Source organism: Nitriliruptor sp. (assembly GCF_040882075.1).
In the GTDB taxonomy this organism is placed as follows: domain Bacteria; phylum Actinomycetota; class Nitriliruptoria; order Nitriliruptorales; family Nitriliruptoraceae; genus Nitriliruptor.
The window spans coordinates 1-19,234 of sequence record NZ_JBBEBZ010000004.1; the positions used below are offsets into that span (position 1 = coordinate 1).

Annotated in this window: 16 protein-coding genes; 5 read left to right on the top strand and 11 right to left on the bottom strand. The window is 72.0% G+C overall.

Annotation, left to right across the window (positions count from 1 at the left end; translation table 11 throughout):
- Positions 1-110: 110 nt before the first annotated feature.
- From hisB to hisD, 3 genes are read right to left on the bottom strand one after another with little or no spacing between them, the layout of a single operon-like run.
- Positions 111-698 carry an imidazoleglycerol-phosphate dehydratase HisB gene (gene hisB, locus WEB03_RS00260; protein ID WP_368068966.1) on the bottom strand — a complete coding sequence of 196 codons (588 nt, stop codon included), beginning with the start codon at positions 696-698 and terminating at the stop codon, positions 111-113.
- Positions 695-1,837, bottom strand: coding sequence for a histidinol-phosphate transaminase (gene hisC / locus WEB03_RS00265; protein ID WP_368068967.1), 1,143 nt, complete (start codon positions 1,835-1,837; stop codon positions 695-697). The genes hisB and hisC overlap by 4 nt, the downstream gene beginning before the upstream one ends.
- On the bottom strand, positions 1,834-3,135 hold the full coding sequence (hisD, locus tag WEB03_RS00270; protein WP_368068968.1) for a histidinol dehydrogenase: 1,302 nt from the start codon (positions 3,133-3,135) through the stop codon (positions 1,834-1,836). The genes hisC and hisD overlap by 4 nt, the downstream gene beginning before the upstream one ends.
- Positions 3,136-3,301: 166 nt before the next feature.
- Here hisD and WEB03_RS00275 point away from each other — a divergent pair, with 166 nt between their 5' ends.
- Positions 3,302-3,970 (top strand): trans-aconitate 2-methyltransferase, encoded by a 669-nt coding sequence (locus tag WEB03_RS00275; RefSeq protein ID WP_368068969.1) that lies wholly within the window; start codon positions 3,302-3,304, stop codon positions 3,968-3,970.
- Positions 3,971-3,995: 25 nt separating this feature from the next.
- On the opposite strand, the gene WEB03_RS00280 is transcribed toward WEB03_RS00275, so the two are convergent.
- The 3 genes from WEB03_RS00280 to WEB03_RS00290 form a co-directional block, all read right to left on the bottom strand.
- The gene (locus tag WEB03_RS00280; protein ID WP_368068970.1) at positions 3,996-4,334 is read right to left on the bottom strand and encodes a YnfA family protein; all 339 of its coding nucleotides are present in this window, start codon (positions 4,332-4,334) and stop codon (positions 3,996-3,998) included.
- 178 nt (positions 4,335-4,512) lie between these two features.
- Positions 4,513-8,067: a DNA polymerase III subunit alpha gene (gene dnaE / locus WEB03_RS00285; RefSeq protein WP_368068971.1), complete on the bottom strand. Its 3,555-nt coding sequence runs from the start codon at positions 8,065-8,067 to the stop codon at positions 4,513-4,515.
- 272 nt (positions 8,068-8,339) lie between these two features.
- On the bottom strand, positions 8,340-9,128 hold the full coding sequence (locus WEB03_RS00290; RefSeq protein ID WP_368068972.1) for a hypothetical protein: 789 nt from the start codon (positions 9,126-9,128) through the stop codon (positions 8,340-8,342).
- A gap of 145 nt (positions 9,129-9,273) precedes the next feature.
- On the opposite strand from WEB03_RS00290, the gene WEB03_RS00295 reads away from it, so the two are divergent.
- Positions 9,274-10,524, top strand: a complete 1,251-nt coding sequence (locus WEB03_RS00295; protein WP_368068973.1) for an APC family permease — start codon at positions 9,274-9,276, stop codon at positions 10,522-10,524.
- A gap of 3 nt (positions 10,525-10,527) precedes the next feature.
- Here WEB03_RS00295 and WEB03_RS00300 read toward each other — a convergent pair whose 3' ends face one another.
- The 3 genes from WEB03_RS00300 to WEB03_RS00310 are packed head-to-tail and all read right to left on the bottom strand — an operon-like array spanning position 10,528 to position 12,470.
- The gene (locus WEB03_RS00300) at positions 10,528-11,502 is read right to left on the bottom strand and encodes an RluA family pseudouridine synthase (RefSeq protein WP_368068974.1); all 975 of its coding nucleotides are present in this window, start codon (positions 11,500-11,502) and stop codon (positions 10,528-10,530) included.
- Positions 11,499-12,092 (bottom strand): signal peptidase II, encoded by a 594-nt coding sequence (gene lspA / locus WEB03_RS00305; protein WP_368068975.1) that lies wholly within the window; start codon positions 12,090-12,092, stop codon positions 11,499-11,501. The genes WEB03_RS00300 and lspA overlap by 4 nt, the downstream gene beginning before the upstream one ends.
- A gap of 6 nt (positions 12,093-12,098) precedes the next feature.
- Entirely contained in the window at positions 12,099-12,470 is a 372-nt protein-coding gene (locus WEB03_RS00310) for a TraR/DksA family transcriptional regulator (RefSeq protein ID WP_368068976.1), read from the bottom strand.
- A gap of 473 nt (positions 12,471-12,943) precedes the next feature.
- Between WEB03_RS00310 and ileS the strand changes: the two genes are divergently transcribed.
- The 3 genes from ileS (at position 12,944) to WEB03_RS00325 (ending at position 17,220) form a co-directional block, all read left to right on the top strand.
- Positions 12,944-16,147: an isoleucine--tRNA ligase gene (gene ileS / locus WEB03_RS00315; RefSeq protein WP_368068977.1), complete on the top strand. Its 3,204-nt coding sequence runs from the start codon at positions 12,944-12,946 to the stop codon at positions 16,145-16,147.
- Positions 16,144-16,737 (top strand): hypothetical protein, encoded by a 594-nt coding sequence (locus WEB03_RS00320; RefSeq protein WP_368068978.1) that lies wholly within the window; start codon positions 16,144-16,146, stop codon positions 16,735-16,737. Before ileS ends, WEB03_RS00320 begins: the two co-directional genes overlap by 4 nt.
- 69 nt (positions 16,738-16,806) lie before the next feature.
- The gene (locus WEB03_RS00325) at positions 16,807-17,220 is read left to right on the top strand and encodes a hypothetical protein (protein WP_368068979.1); all 414 of its coding nucleotides are present in this window, start codon (positions 16,807-16,809) and stop codon (positions 17,218-17,220) included.
- A 57-nt stretch (positions 17,221-17,277) separates the two neighbouring features.
- Here the strand turns inward: WEB03_RS00325 and WEB03_RS00330 are convergent, their stop codons facing one another.
- A complete protein-coding gene (locus tag WEB03_RS00330) occupies positions 17,278-18,420 on the bottom strand; it encodes a helix-hairpin-helix domain-containing protein (protein ID WP_368068980.1) in 1,143 nt (380 codons plus the stop codon).
- 101 nt (positions 18,421-18,521) lie between these two features.
- A complete protein-coding gene (locus tag WEB03_RS00335) occupies positions 18,522-19,226 on the bottom strand; it encodes a DivIVA domain-containing protein (protein ID WP_368068981.1) in 705 nt (234 codons plus the stop codon).
- Positions 19,227-19,234: the final 8 nt, after the last annotated feature.

The following is a 19,234-nucleotide window of genomic DNA, read 5'->3' on the forward strand; positions in this document are numbered from 1 at the left end:
GCGCCGTGCGTGCTCGCTTCGCTCCGCGCCGCCGGCGATCCGAGAGCGCCGTGCGTGCTCGCTTCGCTCCGCGCCGCCGGCGATGCGGTGCCGGCGCGCCGCATCGGAGCTCACTGCAGGACGCCCTTGGTGGACGGCACGCCGCCACCACCGGTGGTCGCGACGGCACGACGCAGCGCGACGGCACACGCCTTGAACACCGACTCGAACACGTGGTGGGTGTTGTCACCGGAGACGTTGTGCACGTGGAGGGTGATGCGAGCGTTGGCGACCACCGACTCCCAGAAGTGCTTGAGGAGGCTGGTCTCGAACGTGCCGATCAGCTCCACGGGTGCGTCGACGTCCCACACCAGGTACGGGCGGCCCGACAGGTCGATCGCCACCCGGGTGAGCGCCTCATCGATGGGGACCTGAGCGTCGCCGAACCGCTCGACGCCAGCGCGGTCGCCCCACGCCTCGGCGAGCGCCTGGCCGAGCGCGATGCCGACGTCCTCGACGGTGTGGTGCTCGTCGATCTGCAGGTCGCCGTCGGCGTGCACGGTCAGGTCGAGGCGGCCGTGCCGCCCGAGCTGGTCGAGCATGTGGTCGAAGAACGGGACACCGGTCGACACGTCGACCTTCCCGCTGCCGTCGAGGTCGACCTCGACGCGGATCGCGGTCTCCTTGGTGTCACGGACGACGCTGCCGGTGCGGCTCATCGGGTTGCTCCGGTGGGTGCGGTGGTGGGGGACGTTGAGGGGATCGCCGTGGGATCCGCAACGTCGTCGAGGATCTCGGTCAGAGCGGTCAGGAACGCGTCGTTCTCGGCCGGGGTCCCGACCGTGGCCCGGAGGCAACCCGTCAGCCGCGGCTGACGCGAGAAGTCGCGGACGAGAACGCCGCGCTCGAGCAGCCGGTCGAACAGGTCGCGGACGTCGGTGCGGAACAGCAGGAAGTTCGCGGCGGACGGCCACACCTCGACGTCGGCTCGCGCCGCGAGCGTCGCGTGGACGCGGTCGCGTTCGGCAGCCGTGCGTTCGCGGTGCTCGAGGAACGCCGGGGTCTGTTCGAGCGCGACCAGCGCAGCCACCTGTTTGATCGCGTCGAGGTGGTACGGGAGCCGGACGGTCTGCACGTCGTCGACGACCCAGGACCGCGCGAGGAGGTAGCCGAGTCGCAGACCCGCCAGGCGGTAGGCCTTGGAGAACGTGCGCGACACGACCAGCCGCGGCAGCTCCTCGAGCAGGCCGATCGCCGACGCGCCATCCGGAGCGAACTCGACGTACGCCTCGTCGACGACGATCAGCGCGCGCGAGCGGTCGTGCAGGGCACGGATCGCGTCGTGCCCGACCAGCGTGCCGACCGGGTTGTTCGGTGACGCGACGAACACCACGTCCGGGTCGTGCGTGGCGACGGCGTCGGCTGCGACGTCCACCGTGAGGGAGAAGTCGGCGTCGAGGTCGACCTCGGTGACGGGGGTGAGGGTCGTGCGCGCCAGCTCGGGGTACATCGAGTACGGGGGGCGGAAGGTGACCAGCCGACGGTCGGGGCCGCCGTACGCCTGGAGCAGCTGCAGCAGCACCTCGTTGGACCCGTTGGCCGCCCACACCTGGTCGGACCCGAGCCCGAACGGCGCGCCGAGCGCCTCGCGCAGCGCCGTGTGGGGCCGGTCCGGGTACCGGTTGAGCTCGAGGTCCTGGATGCGGTGGCCCACCTCAGCGAGGTAGCCCGGCGGTGGTGGGTCCGCGGTCTCGTTGGTGTTGAGGCGGACGGGTACGTCGAGCTGCGGCGCGCCGTAGGGCGTCACGTCGGCGAGATCGGCCCGCAGCGGCACCCGCTCTGGAGATGCGTCGCTCACGCGTCGCCCTCGAGACGCACATCGACCGCGCGTGCGTGCGCCGGCAGATCCTCGGCGGCGGCGAGCTGGCGGACCGATGGCGCGAGGTCCGCGAGCGCGTCCCGGGTCACCTCGACGTAGTTGACCGGCACGAGGTAGCTGGCGGTCGTGAGCCCACCGGTGAACCGCGCGGTGCCGAGCACCGGCAGGGTGTGGTTCGGGCCCGCGGCGTAGTCACCGAGGCTGACCGGCGTGTCGTGGCCGATGAAGGTCGTCCCGGCGTACCGGATGCGTTCGGCGACGGCCGCGGCATCGACGGTCTGCACCTCGAGGTGCTCGGCCGCGTACGCCTCGGCGACCTGCACCGCGTGGTCGATGTCGTCGACGAGCACGACGGTGCCCTGCCCGGCCAACGACGCCTCGATGCGCTGGCGGTGCTTGGTGGCCGCCACCTCGTCCTCGAGCGCGGCCTCGACGGGAGCGACGAGGTCCTCGTCGGCCGTGATGAGGATCGCGCTGGCGAGCTCGTCGTGCTCGGCCTGCGAGACCAGGTCGGCAGCGACGACCCTCGGATCCGCGGTGCGGTCGGCGACGATGGCGATCTCGGTCGGACCGGCGATCGAGTCGATCCCGCAGACGCCTTCGGCTTGGACCTGCGCCTTGGCGAGCGCCACGTAGACGTTGCCGGGACCGACGATCTTGTCGCACGCCGGGACGCTGTCGGTGCCGTAGGCCATGGCGGCGATGGCCTGCGCGCCGCCGATCGAGAACACGTGGCCGACGCCGAGCAGCGAGGCCGTGGCCAGCACGGTCCGGTCCGGCACGCCGCCGTCACCCGTCGGCGGCACGCACAGCACCACCTCGCCGACCCCCGCGACCTGCGCGGGGACGACCGTCATGATCACCGTCGACGGGTAGGCGGCCTTGCCCCCCGGGATGTACACACCGACGCGCTGGATGGGACGGTGCCACTGCCCCATCCGCACCCCGTCGCGGGTCTCCTCCCAGTCGGTGGGAGCCGCCTTCTCGTGGAACCACCGCACCTGGTCCACCGCGCGGTCGATCGCGGCGCGCAGGTCCGGGTCGAGGTCCTCGAGCGCCGCATCGAGCGCCGCCTGCGGGACCCGGAGGTCGTCGAGCTCGACCCGGTCGAAGCGGGAGGTGAGGGCGCGCACCTCGTCGTCACCGCGTTCCCGAACGGCAGCGAGGATGTCCCGGACCACATCGGTCGCGGCCGCGACCTGGTCCCGCGGCCGCGGGATGCGGTCGCGCGGGTCGGAGCGGTCGCCTCGCAGGTCGAGGACGGTCAGACGGGCCACGGGTGGTCCCCCGGCGGTCGGTGGAGGGCGGCGAGCGTGTGCGGACGGCATCCCGTACGGAACCGTCGACGTGCCGCGTTCGGGCCCCGAGCGTACCGCTGCGACCGTCCGCTCCACCGCTCCGAGGCGTGTGACAGGCTCGCGCTCCACGAGCGACGGGACCGCTGTGCACGACCAGGAGGTCGCACCGGACGGCTCCCCCGTGGCCGTCTACCTCACGCTCCCCGCCGAGCCGGCGTTCACCGCCGTGCTCGACCACCTCGATCCGCAGGCGTCCGTGCTGGACCTCGGGTGTGGGGTCGGCCGGCTCGTGAACGTCCTCGCACGACCCGGGCGGGATGTCTGGGGGGTGGACGAGTCGCTGGCGATGCTCGCGCACCTGTCGGACGAGGTGACCGCCGTGGAGGCCGACCTCCGTTCGCTGGACCTCAGCCGACGGTTCGGCGCGGTCGTGCTCGCCAGCCGGCTCGTGAACGTCGCGGACCGCCACCTGCGCCGGGCGTTCCTCGCCGCGATCGTGTCCCACCTCGATGCGGGCGGGACCGCGTACCTGCAACGGCACGATCCGGCCCCCGGCGTCTACGAGGTGGGTACACGCCGCCAGGTGGTGGCCACGGACCGTGGACCACTGACGATCACCCTCGAGGTCCACGAGCGTCGCGGGAGCCAGATCCGGGCGACCTCAACGATGGCGTTCACGGCGGCTTCCTGGGCGCAGACCTTCGAGGCCGAACTGCTCGACGATGACGCGCTCGACGTGGTGCTCGCCGAGGTCGGCCTGGAGTTCGGCGAGGTCCTCGACGCGACGTGGGTGACGGCGCACCACCGCCGCTGAGCGCCGCGGTCGATCGGTCGAAGCGTCAGGCTCCCGCAGCGCGCGGGGCGTAGATGATCACGGCACCGCCGACCAGACAGATGGCGGCGCCGAGCAGGTCGAACCGGTCCGGCTGGAACCCGTCCACCACCCGACCCCACACCAGAGCGGCGACGATGAACAGCCCGCCGTAGGCCGCCATGATCCGACCGAAGTCCGCGGCCGGCTGCAGCGCGATGAGCGCGCCGTACCCGAACAGCACGAGACCCCCGAGCAGCGCGAGCCCGATCGAACCGCGCTCCCGCACCCCCTGCCAGACCAGCCACGCTCCCCCGAGCTCGGCCAGACCAGCGGCGAGGTAGAGCAGGACGGACCGGACGACCACGGGAGCTCCTCGGTGCGGGGTGACGAGCCTACGAGCAGCTCGGGCGAACCAACCACCGACCCCACGCAACTCCCTGGGCTGCGGCCCAGGTCGTTGCACATCCACGGCCGCGTGCACCGACCCCCACGCAACTCCCTGGGCTGCGGCCCAGGTTCCGTCACGAACGCCCCCCACGGGCTCAGGTCATCGCGGGTTCGCGCTTGCGCTTCCAGGCCGGTTCGTCGCGGTCCTCGCCGAAGGTGCGGCCCCCCACCTCGTCGTCGATGGCGTCCGGACCGAAGTTCTCCTTGATCTGACCGAACAGGCCGGGGCGACGTTCGACACGGAGGTCGTCGCCGAGCTTGAACAGCCGGACGGAACCGTCCGGGTCACGCAGCCGCAGGTGGACCGGGACGACGCCCGTGTGCTCGGCCAGGACACCCTTGAGCCGGCGGATGGCGTCCGCGGTGCACTGCTCGGCGGCGAAGGTGACGACGATCGGTGAGCCGAGCGCTTCGGACAGGTCGGGGGCGGAGACACGGTTCGCGAGGACCTTGACCGCCTCGTCGCGCTTCTCGACCTTGCCGGTGATGATCAGGACCGAGTCCTCGACGAGCACCTCGTGGGCAGCGCGGTAGGTCTGGGGCCAGAAGGTGACCTCGACGTTGCCGGACAGGTCCTCGAGGGTGGCGACGAGGTAGGTGTCACCCTTCTTGGTGAACTTCTTCTGCAGGCCGGTGAGGACGCCGCCGACGGTGATCGACGCGCCGTCGTCCTTCTCGCGCAGGCTCAGGCAGGTCGCGTCGGTGACCCGCTCGAGGACGCGTTCGGTGCCGAACAGCGGGTGATCCGAGACGTAGAGGCCGAGCATCTCCCGCTCGTGGCGGAGCAGATCGGCCTTGTCGTACTCCTCGTCGGTGATCACCGGCCCGTCGTCGACGTCGAGGCCGCCGTCGTCCTGACCGTCGTCACCCGCGAGACCGTCGAACAGCGAGAACTGGCCCGCCGCTTCGGCCTTCTTGCGGGTCAGGGCCGCGTCGACGAGCGGTTCGTAGGCACCGAAGAGGCCCCTGCGGGTGTGGCCGAGCGAGCGGAACGCGCCGGCGAGGACGAGGTTCTCGAGCGTGCGTTTGTTGAGCACGCCACCGTCGACCTTGGCGCAGAAGTCACGGAAGTCGGTGAAGCGACCGTGCTGGCGCCGGGCGGCCACGATCTGTTCCACGATGCCCTCGCCGACGCCGCGGACGGCCGACAGGCCGAACAGGATCTCGTCGCCGCGGGGGGTGAAGTCGGCGTCGGACTCGTTCACGTCGGGCGGCAGGACGGGGATGCCGAGGCGGCGACACTCGTTGAGGTAGAGCGGCTTGTTGTCCTTGTGGTTCTTGACCGAGGTGAGCAGCGCCGCCATGTACTCGGTCGGGTAGTGGGCCTTCAGGTAGGCGGTCTGGTAGCTGACCACGCCGTAGGCGACCGTGTGCGACTTGTTGAAGCCGTACTCGGCGAACTTCTCGATCATGTCCCACTGCTGGGTCATGAGCGATCTCTCGTACCCGCGGTCGACGCCACCGGCGATGAACTGGTCCTTGAAGGACTCCATCAGGTCGCGCTTCTTCTTCCCGACCGCCTTCCGCAGGCCATCGGCGTCCGACATGGTGAAGCCCGCCATGTCGGTGGCGATCTTCATGATCTGCTCTTGGTAGACGATCACGCCGTAGGTGTCGCCGAGCACCGCCTCCAGATCAGCGTGGTCGTAGGTGACCGCCTCGTGGCCGTTCTTGCGGTCGGCGTAGGCCACGTGCATGTTCATCGACAGCGGACCCGGGCGGTAGAGGGCCAGCAGCGCCGAGATGTCCTCGAACCGGGTCGGCTTGAGCTTGCGGACGAGCGCCTGCATCCCGGTCGAGTCGAGCTGGAAGACCCCGAGCGTGTAGCCCGTACCGAGCATCTCGTAGGTGGTCGGGTCGTCCATGTCGCCGAGGAAGATCGGATCGTCGAGGTCGACGCTGACCCCACGGTTGTCGCGCACGTGGCGTTCGGCATCGGAGAGGACGGTGAGGTTGCGCAGGCCCAGGAAGTCCATCTTCAGCAGGCCCAACGCCTCGGCGGCGTTCATCTCCCACTGGGTGACCACCGAGCCGTCCTCGGTGCGCAGCAGCGGGAGAGTCTCGGTCAGCGGCCGAGCACCGATGATGACGGCGGCGGCGTGGATGCCGTGCTGGCGCTTGAGGCCCTCGAGCTTCTCGGCGGTCTCGAGCACCTTGGCGTAGCCGGGGTCCTCACGGGCAGCCCGCAGCTCGGTCGACATCTCGTAGGCCTTGGCGAGGGGGAACTCCTTGCCCTGCGCCGGCGGCGGCATCATCTTGGCGAGCGTGTCCCCGACCGAGAACGGTTCGTCGAGCACGCGGGCAGCATCGCGGATCGCGGACTTGGCCTTGATGGTCCCGAAGGTGATGACCTGGGCGACGTGATCGGCCCCGTAGCGGTCGGCGGCGTAGCGGATCATCTCGCCGCGCCGACGGTCGTCGAAATCGATGTCGATGTCCGGCATCTGGATGCGGGCGGGGTTCAGGAACCGCTCGAAGATCAGCCCGTGCTTGATGGGGTCGACCCGGGTGATGTCGGTGCAGTAGGCGACGACGGATCCACCGGCGGATCCACGGCCTGGTCCGACCCGGATGCCGACCGACCTGGCGTGCTCGCAGAGGTCGGCGACGATGAGGAAGTAGGCGGGGAAGCCCATGTCGCCGACGACGCGCAGCTCGTAGTCGATGCGCTCCTGCACGGCGTCGGGGATCGGGGTGCCGTAGAGCCTGCGCGCGCCCTCGAGGACCTTGTGGCGCAGGAACTCGGCCTCGGTCATCCCGTCGGGGCAGGGGAAGGCGGGCAGCAGGTCGAGGTCGAACTCGATCTCGACGTCACACATCTGCGCGATGTCGAGCGTCGCGTCGAGCGCCGGACCGAAGTCACGGAACTGTTCGCGCATCTCGCGGGCGGTCTTCACGTAGAAGTCGTTGCCGGAGAACTTGAACCGATCGGCGTCGGAGATCTTCGCGCCGGTCTGGATGCACAGCAGGACGTCGTGGGCTTCGGCGTCCGAGGCCTCGGTGTAGTGCGAGTCGTTGGTGATGACGGTCCGCAGGCCCAACTCGGCCGCGAGCTTCTCGAGCTGCGGCCAGGTCGTGCGCTGTTCGGGGATGCCGTGGTCCTGCAGTTCGACGAAGTAACGCTCGGGACCGAAGACGTCCTTGAAGTCCGACAGCGTCCGCTTCGCCGCCGCCTCGTCGCCCTTCAGCAGGTTCTGGTTGACCTCGGAACCGAGGCAGCCAGAGAGGACCACGAGCCCGTCGGCGTGCTCCTCGAGCAGCTCGAGGTCGACCCGCGGCTTGTACCAGTAGCTCTCGAGGTAGGCCCGGGTGGAGAGACCGATCAGGTTGCGGTACCCCGCATCGTTCTGGGCCAGGACCGTCAGGTGGTAGTAGCGGTCCTTGCCGGTGGAACCACCGAGCTGCTGGTCGCGACGGGAGCCGATGGCCTGGTACAGCTCGGAACCGAGGATCGGGTTGATCCCCGCCTTGCGACCGGCGTTGTGGAACTCGACGAGGCCGAAGAGGTTGCCGTGATCGGTGATCGCGACGCCGGGTTGTCCGTCACGGGCGACGTGCTCGACGAGATCGTCGATCCGGGAGGCCCCGTCCAGCATCGAGTACTCGGTGTGGACGTGCAGGTGGACGAAACCGTCGTTGCTACCGTTCATCCGGGCCTCCCCTGGCGCCCCGCTCCGGGGCGCACGCGTTCGCCATCGTCATCGCCACGGCGGACCGCGACGTCGGTGCTCCCGGGGCGCCGAGCGGGGGCGCGAGAGCACCGGAACCGCGTCGGCCGCCGACCGGGGCGACCTCGAGGCGTGTGCCGGGGAAGAACCACACGCCTGTGGTTCGGGAGGCTAGCAGCCACCGCCGAGGCTGCGAGGAGGTGGGTGACGGGCGGGCGCCCACGGGCGGGGAGCGGCGCCGGGTGCCCGGCGGGTCACATCGCGAACCCGACCGACGCACGCTGCCGATCGGTCGGCAGGATGCCCCGGAAACGGCTGCGGCTGGTCGCGTTCGCCGCTCCGCCGGGGTCGACCGCCCGCACGGCGGGGTCGTCGACCAACATCTGCAGGAACGAGGTCGGTGCCACGACGATCGCTGCGAAGACGACGGCGCCCTCGTCGGCGAGGTCGCGGGCCTGCTCGAGCTCCGCCAGGCGGTCGACGTAGTCCTGCTCGAACGCCGGATCGCCGAGGTCCTCCTCGAGCAGACCTTCCAGCTCGGCCAGCTCGGCGTCGACGTCCTCACGCGAGTCCGCGATCAGCTCGCGCGCCTGCTCCGGAGCGTCGGCACCCGCGGCGACCTCGACCGGTTCGAGCAGGCCGGGCACCCACAGCTGCAGGCGTTCGATGGTGACCTCGCCGACGAGGGCCAGGTCATCTACCCCGACGAGACCCTCGAAGGACACCACCGCCCGGGTCGGTTCCTCGGGCAGCGACGCCAGCACCTCGTGCCGTTCGTCGATGTACGCGTCGAGATCGGCGCCGACCGACGGCCCGATCTGGTCGACCTGGTCGACCGCGACGACCTCCCCGTCCGTCGATGCGACCGGCTCGGTCGGGTAGCGGGTCAGGTGCACGGAGGCGGCCGCCACGACCACGACCGCGGCCAGCAAGGCCACGGCGGTCGGGTGCGCGACCAGCTTCCGGACGGGGCCCGGCAGGTGCTCGTCCTCCCACGAGGACAGCCGCGCCCACCACGGGCGCACGACGTCAGACGTGCGCACGCGGGTGCTCCTCGGACGGCGGGACTCGGCGGAGCGGATGCTAGCCTCGTGCCTGCTCCACCCCGGTCCCGCCGAGGCATCGAGACGGCGAGGTGGACCACGCCGGCGCGGTTCGGCGACCTGACCGACCGACGACGGGCGGACCGTGAGCGAACCGGAGCTTCGACGCGCGTTCGGTGTCGGCGATGCCGTCGTCGTCGGGCTCGGTGCGATGGTGGGCGCCGGCGTCTTCGCTGCCGTCGGCGCCGCCGCCGTCGGTGGTGCGCCGGCGCTGCTGCTCGGCCTGCTCGTGGCGGGTTCCGTCGCGTACGCGAACGCGACGTCGTCGGCCGAGCTGGCGGCGGTCCACCCGGCCGCAGGGGGCACCTACGTCTACGGACGGGAGCGCCTCGGCCCGGCCTGGGGGCACCTCGCCGGCTGGGGGTTCGTGGTCGGCAAGACCGCCAGCTGCGCCGCGATGGCGCTGACCTTCGGCGCCTACGTCGCGCCGTCTATCGCGCGTCCGCTCGCCCTCGCCGCCGTCGTGGCCCTGACCCTGCTCGATGCGCGCGGGGTGCAGCGCACCGCGACCGCGATGCGGGTCGGCCTCGCCATCGTGCTCCTGAGCCTGCTGGTCGTCGTCGTGGCGTCGGGCACCGCGCCAAGCGCCGATCTCGGCCGGCTGACCGAGGGACCCGCTCCGACGCCGGGCAACGTGCTGGAGGCGGCGGGGCTGCTGTTCTTCGCCTTCGCCGGGTACGCACGGATCGCCACCCTCGGCGAGGAGGTGCGTGACCCCGCCACGACCATCCCCCGGGCCGTGCCGCTCGCGCTCGGGGCCGCGCTGCTGACGTACGTGCTGGTGACGGTCGCCGCCGTCAGCGCGGTCGGCGCCGACGTTCTTGCCGCTGCCGACGCGCCGCTCGCCGTGGCGGTCGCCGCGGGCCGGCTGCCGGAGCTCGCCGGCGTGGTCCGGGTGGGCGCTGCCGCTGCCGCTGCCGGGGTCCTGCTGTCGCTCCTCGCGGGTGTGGCTCGCACCAGCCTGGCCATGGCCCGGGACGGTCACCTGCCCCGACCGCTGGCCCGCGTGCATCCCGAGCGACGTGTTCCCCACGTGGCGCAGCTCGCGGTCGGTGCGACCGTCGCCGTGGTCGTCCTGGTGGCCGACCTCCGCGGCGCCATCGGCTTCAGCTCGTTCTCGGTCCTGGCCTACTACGCGATCGCGAACCTGTCGGCTCTCCGCCTCGCCGACCACGAGCTGCGGTGGCCGCGGTGGCTCGCCGCGTTCGGGGTCGTCGGCTGCGTGGTGCTCGCCCTGTCCCTGCCGCGACCGTCGGTGTTCGGCGGCGTCGCCCTGCTGATCGTCGGACGGATCGCCTACGCCGTCACGTCGCGGCGCGGCGCGCGCGAGGACTGACCGTCAGCCCTCGTCCGGGTCGGCCAGGACCTGCGCGACGTCGGGCGGATCGATCCCCGCTCGCTGCAACGCGGCGGTCAGATCGTCCGGCAGCGGTTCGGACACGTCGATGCCCGCGCCGGTGACGGGGTGAGCGAACGCCAGCCGGCCCGCGTGGAGGGCCGGACGTTCGAGGCCGAGGGCCGCGGCGACCGTCGGCCGCGAGCCGTAGACCGGATCGCCGAGGACCGGGTGGCCGATCGCCGTCAGGTGGACGCGGATCTGGTGGGTCCGACCGGACTCGAGCCGGCACGCGAGCAGGGACACCGGTCGTTCACCGATCATCCCGGAAACGATGGTGGTGTACCTCGTCGCCGCATCCTTGCCGCTGGGCACCGTCGCGAAACGACGACGGTGGTCGGGATCCCGACCGATCGGCGCCTCGATCCGCCCGACGGGTGACGCCGGCACCCCATCGACCAGCGCGAGGTAGCGGCGCACGACCTGTCGGCGGCGGAGCGCCTCGACGAGCGCGGCGTGGACCTCGTCGGTGGATGCGACCACCAGCAACCCCGAGGTGTCCCGATCGAGCCGGTGCACGATCCCGGGCCGGCCCTCGCCGCCGGCGGGCGCCAGCGGGACACCGGCCGCCGCGAGCGCATCCACCAGCGTCCCGGCGGCGTGGCCCGGGCCCGGGTGGACGACGAGACCCGGGGGCTTGGCGAGCACGACCAGGTGCTCGTCGCGGTAGCGGACGGGGGGCAACGGTGGCGCATCGACGACCGGCCCGACCTCGTCGGCCGCGACCACGATCCGCTCGCCCTCGCTCACGCGGTGGCTGCGTCGCACGACGGCGCCTGCGATGGTGACCGCACCGGCGTCGATGCGAGCCGCGGCCCGCGAGCGTGGCTCGTCGAGGAGGCGGGCGAGGACGACGTCGAGCCGGGCGCCAGCGTCGTCAGAGGTGACGGGGTGGTCGGTCGCGCCGGTGTCGTTCATGTTCCCTCGGTCCGGTGAGCTTCCGCCGTGCCATCGGCGGTCGACGCCGACGCTGCATCGGCCTCGGCGGCTGCGCGTTCCGCAGCGGCGACCCGGCGATCCTCGATCAGCAGCGCGATCACGAGCAACGCGAACCCGACGGTGATCCACGAGTCGGCGACGTTGAACCGCGGGAAGCTGCCCCAGGCCACGAAGTCGACGACCTCGCCCGACAGGAACCCCTCGCCGGCGCGCAGCACGCGATCGATCAGGTTGCCGACGGCGCCGGCGAGCAGGAGCCCGTAGGCGGACGCCTGGAGCAGCGAGGCGGTCGTGCGCAAGCTGCGGACGACGATGAAGACGACCAGCGCGGTCACGACCAGGAACAGCGGGGCAGGGACCGGCATCCCGAAGGCGGCACCGGGGTTGCCGATCAGTTGCCACCCGACCCCGTCCCCGAGCAGGGGGACGAACACCCCGGGGTCGAGGATGCGTTCGGCCACCAGCTTGGTGGCCTGGTCGAGGATCACACCGGCAGCCGCGAGCAGCGTCACGACGGGTACGGCGAGGGGGTGGCGAGCCGGGGGCATCGCCGCGGGGTCAGGGGTCACGGAGGGTCAGCGTCCCGACTCGTCGCGGCGCTTGCAGTCCAAGCACAGCGCAGCGGCAGGGACAGCCTCGAGTCGATCGAACCCGATGTTCTCGCCGCACCGGGTGCACACACCGTAGGTCCCGGCCTCGATCCGTCGCAGGGCTTCGTCGATCTCGCCCATGAGACGGCGGGCGTGGTCGGAGAGCGTCGCCGCGGTCTCCCGCTCGGAGGTCGCCGTCCCTCGGTCGGCCGGATCGTCGCCGGAGGCGTCCCCACGCCAGCGGTCGACCCCGGCATCGGCCTGGAGGTCGGCGACCTGGTCGAGGAGCTCGGCACGCTCGTCGACCAGAGCCTGCTCGAGGGTCTTCGACTGCTTCTTGGTGAGCTTCCTGGCCATCGTGAGAGCTTCCGACCGGATCAGGCGGGCGCGTGGCCGGCGGAAGGTAGCAGCGGCGCGCTCGCGCGGCCGGACTCCTGCGCCGGCAGGCGGGGGCGGCGGTAGGCTGCCGGGTCGCAGCGACCGCCCGAACCTGGGCGAACGAACCGACGAGGACGCGGCGCACCCGACCCGTCCACCACGAGCGAGCCGGGATGGTGTGAGCCGGCGGTGGACCGCGGTGCGCACATCACCTCCGATCGGCCCGGTCGAGACCACCCGCGGAGCCACACGGGTGCGGAGACCGGGACGGCGCCCGCACGACACGCGGGCCGGCCGGGGCGACCCGGCGGAAGCGACGAGCGGGTGCACGGGCCTCCACGCCCGGCGCCAACGAGGGTGGGACCGCGGCGCCGACCGGCGTCGTCCCTCGGGACACCGGCACGCACCCCGTGCCGTCCCGGGTGGACGGCACCGACGTGAGGCACGCAGCGATGAGCGACCACTCCCCCGTGACGCCGACCAGCTGGCCCGAGGTGACCGGTAGGCCGGATCTGCCGGCTATCGAACGCCACCTGCTCGAGCGGTGGGCCGAGCTCGATGTGTTCGCCACCTCGGTCGAGCAGCGTGCCGACGGCCCCGTGTGGACCTTCTACGAGGGCCCGCCGACCGCCAACGGCCGACCCGGCACCCACCACGTCGAGGCGCGGGTCTTCAAGGACGTCTTCCCGCGGTACCGGACGATGAAGGGCGCATCGGTCCGCCGCAAGGGTGGCTGGGACTGCCACGGCCTGCCCGTCGAGCTCGAGGTCGAGAAGGAGCTCGGGCTCGACTCGAAGACCGACATCGAGACGTACGGCATCGAGGCGTTCAACGAACGGTGCCGCGAATCGGTCGGACGCTACGTCGGCGCCTTCGAGGAGCTCACCGAACGCATCGCGTTCTGGGTCGACATGGACGACGCGTACCGCACGATGGACCCCGAGTACGTCGACTCGCTGTGGTGGGGTCTGTCGCAGCTGTGGGACCGCGACCTGATCTTCGAGGACTTCCGGGTCGCCCCCTACTGCGGCCGCTGCGGGACCGCGCTGTCCGACGCCGAGGTCGCCCAGGGCTACGCCGAGACCGACGACCCCTCCGTCCACGTGCGCTTCCCCGTGACCGAGGGTCCGCTCGCCGAACGCGGCGCGAGCCTGGTGGTCTGGACCACCACACCCTGGACCCTGCCCTCGAACACCGCCTGCGCCGTCGGGCCGGAAGTCGTGTACGCCATCGCCCGCGAGGCGGGTTCGGACGACGAGCTGATCCTCGCCCGAGACCTGGTCGAGACCGTCCTCGGCGACGACGCCGAGGTGGTCGAGGAGCTCACCGCCGACCAGCTCATCGGCCTGCACTACCGCGCGCCGTACGACTGGGCCCAGCCCCCGGACGCCGGTGCCGACTGGCGGTTCGTGCTCGCGGCCGACTTCGTGACCACCACCGACGGGTCCGGCATCGTCCACCTCGCTCCCGCCTTCGGTGCCGACGACATGGCCGTGGGTCGACGCGAGGGGCTACCGATCGTCAACCCGGTGGGGCCCGACGCGCGCTTCACCACCGGCCCGTGGGAGGGCCTCTTCGTCAAGGACGCCGATGAGGCGATCCAGGCCGACCTCGACGAGCGCGGCCTGCTGCTGCGTGCGGCGAGCTACACCCACACCTACCCGTTCTGTTGGCGCTGCAAGCGGCCGCTCATCTACTGGGCCAAGCCCTCGTGGTACATCCGCACGACCGCCGTGCGCGACCAGCTGCTGGCCAACAACGCGACCATCGACTGGCACCCCGAACACATCCGCGACGGCCGCTTCGGCAAGTGGCTCGAGAACAACGTCGACTGGGCGCTCTCCCGCGATCGGTACTGGGGCACCCCGCTGCCGTTCTGGCGGTGTGACGACTGCGACCACGTCACGGTCGTGTCCTCACGTGCGCACCTCTCGGAGCTGACCGGTGCGGACCACAGCGAGCTCGACCCACACCGGCCGTACGTCGACGACGTGACGGTGCCCTGCGAGAACTGCGGTGCGACGGCGCACCGGGTGCCGGACGTCGCCGACGCGTGGTTCGACTCGGGCGCCATGCCCTACGCCCAGTGGGGCTACCCGCACACCGGCGTCGAGGAGTTCCAGCGCCACTACCCCGCCGACTACATCTGCGAAGCGATCGACCAGACGCGCGGCTGGTTCTACACGCTGCTGGCGGAATCCACCCTGCTGTTCGGTGACAGCTCGTACCGGGCGTGCGTGTGCCTCGGCCACATCGTGGACGAGGACGGGCGCAAGATGTCGAAGTCCGCGGGCAACATCATCGACCCCTGGGAGCTGATCGAGCGCCACGGCGCGGACGCGCTGCGCTGGCTGATGATGGCCGAGGGCAGCCCGTGGCTGTCACGGCGCGTCGGGCACCAGCTGCTCGAGGACATCGTGCGGCGGTTCCTGCTGACGCTGTGGAACACCCACGTCTTCTTCACCACCTACGCCCGGCTCGACGGCATCGATCTGTCGGACCCGGCGGTCCCGGACGTCGCGGACCGGCCGGCGTCGGACCGGTGGGTGCTCGCTGAGCTCGCCGACCTGGTCGACACCGTCGACGCGTCGCTGGAGCGGTTCGACGTGTCCACCTCCACGCGCCGGCTCGAGCGCTTCGTGGACGACCTGTCGAACTGGTACGTGCGACGGGGTCGCCGCCGGTTCTGGAAGGCCTCGGGTGAGGACCAGCCGGACAAGCTGGCCGCCTACGCGACCCTCCACACCTGCCTCGTCACCCTGTCGAAGCTCCTCGCACCGTTCACACCGTTCCTGGCCGATCAGCTGTGGCAGGACCTGGTCGTGTCGCAGGATCCTGACGCACCCGCATCGGTCCACCTCGCCGACTTCCCCGTGGCCGCCGCCGAGTGGCGCGACGAGCCGTTGCGAGCGGCGATGACCACGACCCGGCGGGTGGTCGAGCTCGGCCGCCAGGCGCGGACCGACAGCGCCGTCAAGGTGCGCCAGCCGCTGGCGCGTGCGCTGGTGACCGTGCCACCCGACGAACGCGCGGCTCTCGCCGAGCTGCTGTCGGAGGTCGCCGATGAGCTCAACGTGAAGGCCATCGAGCTGTCGGACGGCACCGGCGACCTCGTCGAGCGGTCGGTCAAGCCGAACTTCCGGGCGCTCGGACCGGCCTTCCAGAAGCGCGCCCCCGAGGTCGCGAAGGCGCTCCAGGTGCTGGGCCCGGAGGCGGCCGGTGCGCTCGCGGTCTCGCTCGAGACGACCGGGGACGCACAGCTCGAGGTCGGGGGCGATGCCGTGACCGTCACGCGTGAGATGGTCGAGGTGGTGGAGACGCCGCGGACCGGCTGGGCGGTCGCGGCGGACGGCAGCACCTCCTTCGCCCTCGACACCGCCCTGACGCGGGAGCTCGAGGTCGAGGGCGCCGCCCGTGAGCTCGTGCGCGCCGTCAACGACCAGCGCAAGGCGACCGGGCTCGCGCTCGACGACCGCATCGAGCTGGTCGTCGCGGTCACCCCCGAGGAGCTCGACGCCGACCTCGATGCCGGTGGGTGGTACGACGTGGTCGCCCGTGAGGTGCTGGCCACCAGCGTCCACCGGATGCCCGCGAGCGACGCCGTGCCGGTCGACCTCGGTTCGCTCGGTCAGGCCCGTATCTGGGTGCGGACGTGATCACCACGCGCGGGGTGCTGACCGTCACCGCCGCAGCGACGCTGGCCGCCGGCTTCATCGGGGTCGTCCGGCAACGCACCGAGATGACACGGGTCCGTCGGGGCGACCTGGCGCCCGCGTCCGCCGCCAGCGTGGTCGATCCCCTCCGTGAGCCGGGTCGCGTCGGCGGCGCGCTCGCCGCCTGGCGTCCGCAGCGGCCGACCACGGTGATCGGCCGGTTCGCCGCCGCGCTCTGGGCCTCGCCGCTGACGACCGCAGGCGTGGTCCTCGGGCTGCTCGGCGGCGCCGTCCCACGGTGGGATCCCGTCCACGGGTGTCTCGTGGCCGCCGGGGTCCGCGGACCCTCCGGCGCCGCCCTCGCGATGGTCGGAGCGGACGCCAACACGATCGGCCAGGTGGTGCTCGCCCGTCACGGACAGCCCTCGGCGGCGCTCCTGAGCCACGAGGTCGCGCACGTGCGGCAGAGCGAGCGGCTCGGCCCGTTCCTGCTCCCCGCCTACGTCTGGCTCTCGGCCCGCTACGGCTACCGGGACCACCCGCTCGAGCGGGCCGCGCGTGACGTCGCACGCGGCTATCCCTCGAAGCCGTGAGTCCGCCGCCCGAGCCACCGGAGCCACCGGAGCCACCGGAGCCACCGGAGCCATCGCGCTTCACGCGGCGTGGAACGCCACGACCGTGGTCGCGATCGACGTGACCGGGCCGTCGTCGCCCCGATCCTGTTGCTCGGTGTCGTGGCGCTCTTCGCAGCGGCAGCGACCGGACTGGCCATCGCACGTCGACGGGAAGCACGCAGGTTCGTCACCCACGTGCCGGCGCTCACGACGCGGTACGCGCTGCGGGTCGGGGAGCTGATCGCGTTCTCGGACTGGCGTCGCCTCCTGACGACGCGTCGCTCGCTGCCCGATCGAGCTGCCAAGCGGCGGTTCGACGCCGTGCACGCCGCCGTCGCGCGTCTCGCCGCGCGTCTCGCCGCGCTCCAGGACCGACCCGGCGGACCGACGCACGATGAGGAACGACAGGTGCTCCTCGAGCTCGCCGTCGCGCGGGCGGGACGGCCCCTCGCCCGCTCGTGAGGGCCCGGAACGGACGACACCCGGCACGTGGCCGGGCGTCGTCGGTACGGAGCGAGGTCAGCCGAGCTGCTGCTTGATGGTCGCGGCCAGGCCCGTGCCGATGCCGGGGATGGCGCTGATGTCGTCGACGCTGGCGGCAGCGATGCCGTCCACCGAGCCGAAGCGGGCGAGGAGCGCGTCGCGCTTGCCGGGCCCGAGACCGCGGATCTCCGACAGGGCGTCGGCGTTCCGTCTGCCCGTCGCCTTCTTGCCCGTCGCCTTCGTGGCCGTCGCCTTCTTGGTTGCGGCCTTCTTGGTTGCGGCCTTCTTGGTTGCGGCCTTCTTGGTTGCGGCCTTCTTCGCCGTCGCCTTCTCGACCGGGGCCGCCGCGGTCGCCTTCTTCACGGCCGGCTTCTCGACCGGGGCCGCCGCAGCCGTCCGCTTCGTCGCCGCCTTCTTCGCGGTCGCCTTCTTCGCGGTCGCCTTCTTCGCGGTCGCCTTCTTCGCGGTCGCTCTCTTCGCCGTGGCCTTCTTCACCGCGGCCTTCTTCACCGCGGCCGCGGGCGGTGCCGTCGGCTCAGCGGGTGCGGAGCCGGCCGACGTCTGCTCCGTCGGCCGGGGCGTCGCGGGGAGCTCGGTCGTCGGGTCAGTGACCCGAGCGACAGGCGAGGCCGCGTCGTCGGGACGTGTCGCGGGGCGAGGCGAGCCCGCAACTTCCGACGTCGTCTCCGCCGCCGGTGTGGATGCGGCCGACTCGTCGACGCGAGCGCGACGCACCACCGCTCGCTTGGCGGCGGGACGGGACGGTGGCGCCGAAGCGGAGCTCGAACCAGCAGCTGCACCGGCTGCGGCGCCGGCGGTCCCTGCAGCAGCGCCGGCGCCGGGGCTGTCCGCCCGCGCCGCCGGGCTGGTCTCGACCTTCTTGACGACGGCCGTGCGCTCGGTCGCGGGCGCCGTACCAGCCGTGTCTCGCGCGGTCGGAGCCGGCGTGCGGGCGATCCGACCGTCGCTCGCGTCGCTGACCGGCGTCGCGCCGGCGTAGCCGGTCGGCGACGTGCTGGCCTCCTCACGACGGCGCAGGAGCACGCCGGCGCCGAGGACCGCCATCGCCGCGACGCAGGTCGCGATCGACACGTAGATGAGCACCAAGCCGTCCTGGAAGACGCCGAGGACCAGCGTGACGGCTGCCACGATGACGAGCACCAAGCTGAGGAAGATCACCGGTGAACCTTGCGCTCCCGTGCCCGCGGCGTCTCCGCGGGTCGTTCCCTCGCGCCCCCACCTGAACGCCCGAAACGTTCGAGGGTGACGCGCGCGCGGGACTAGCCCCCGTCGCGTGGGCGTGACCCTAGCGGAGGTGACGCCGGCGACGGCCCCCGACGGTGGTCGCTGACGCGCACGCGCAACGGTCCGCCGGGGTCATCGGCGCCGCCGCCGGTCCCCTCGGTCGGCAGCTCACCGGCCACCAGATCGGGCCGCGGTTCCAGCGGGCTGCTCTCGGTCAGCTCCTCGAGGGTCGCGAGGTGCTGACGCAGCGCGTCACGATGTTCGGCGATCCTGGCGATCACGTCCGCGTGGCGGCGCGCCGCCTCATCGACCCGGGCGCGCGCCGCTTCAGCTTCGCGACGGGCGAGCTGCTGCGCTTCGCCGACGATCCGAGCCGCCTCGTCGTCGGCGCCATCGCGACGCTGGGCGGCATCCTCCTCGGCCTCGCGACGGATCCGATCGGCATCCTCGTTCGCCTCCGCGAGGGTCCGTTCCGCCTGCGTCGCGGCGTCGGCCGTGCTCCGCTCGGCCGCCTCCTGGGCCGTGACCAAGGTCCGCTGGATGGTCGCCTCGTTCCGTCGCGTGCGATCGGCGATCTCCTCGGCGACGGCGACCCGGTCGCGTAGCTGCTCGAGCTCCGCGAGCTGGTTCTCGACCTGGTCGGCGAGCCGGTCGAGAAGCGCGTCCACCTCGTCGACCGCGTAGCCGCGCAGCGACTGCTTGAAGCGGTAGCTGACGATGTCGTCGGGGCTCAGGTCCACGCCGATCG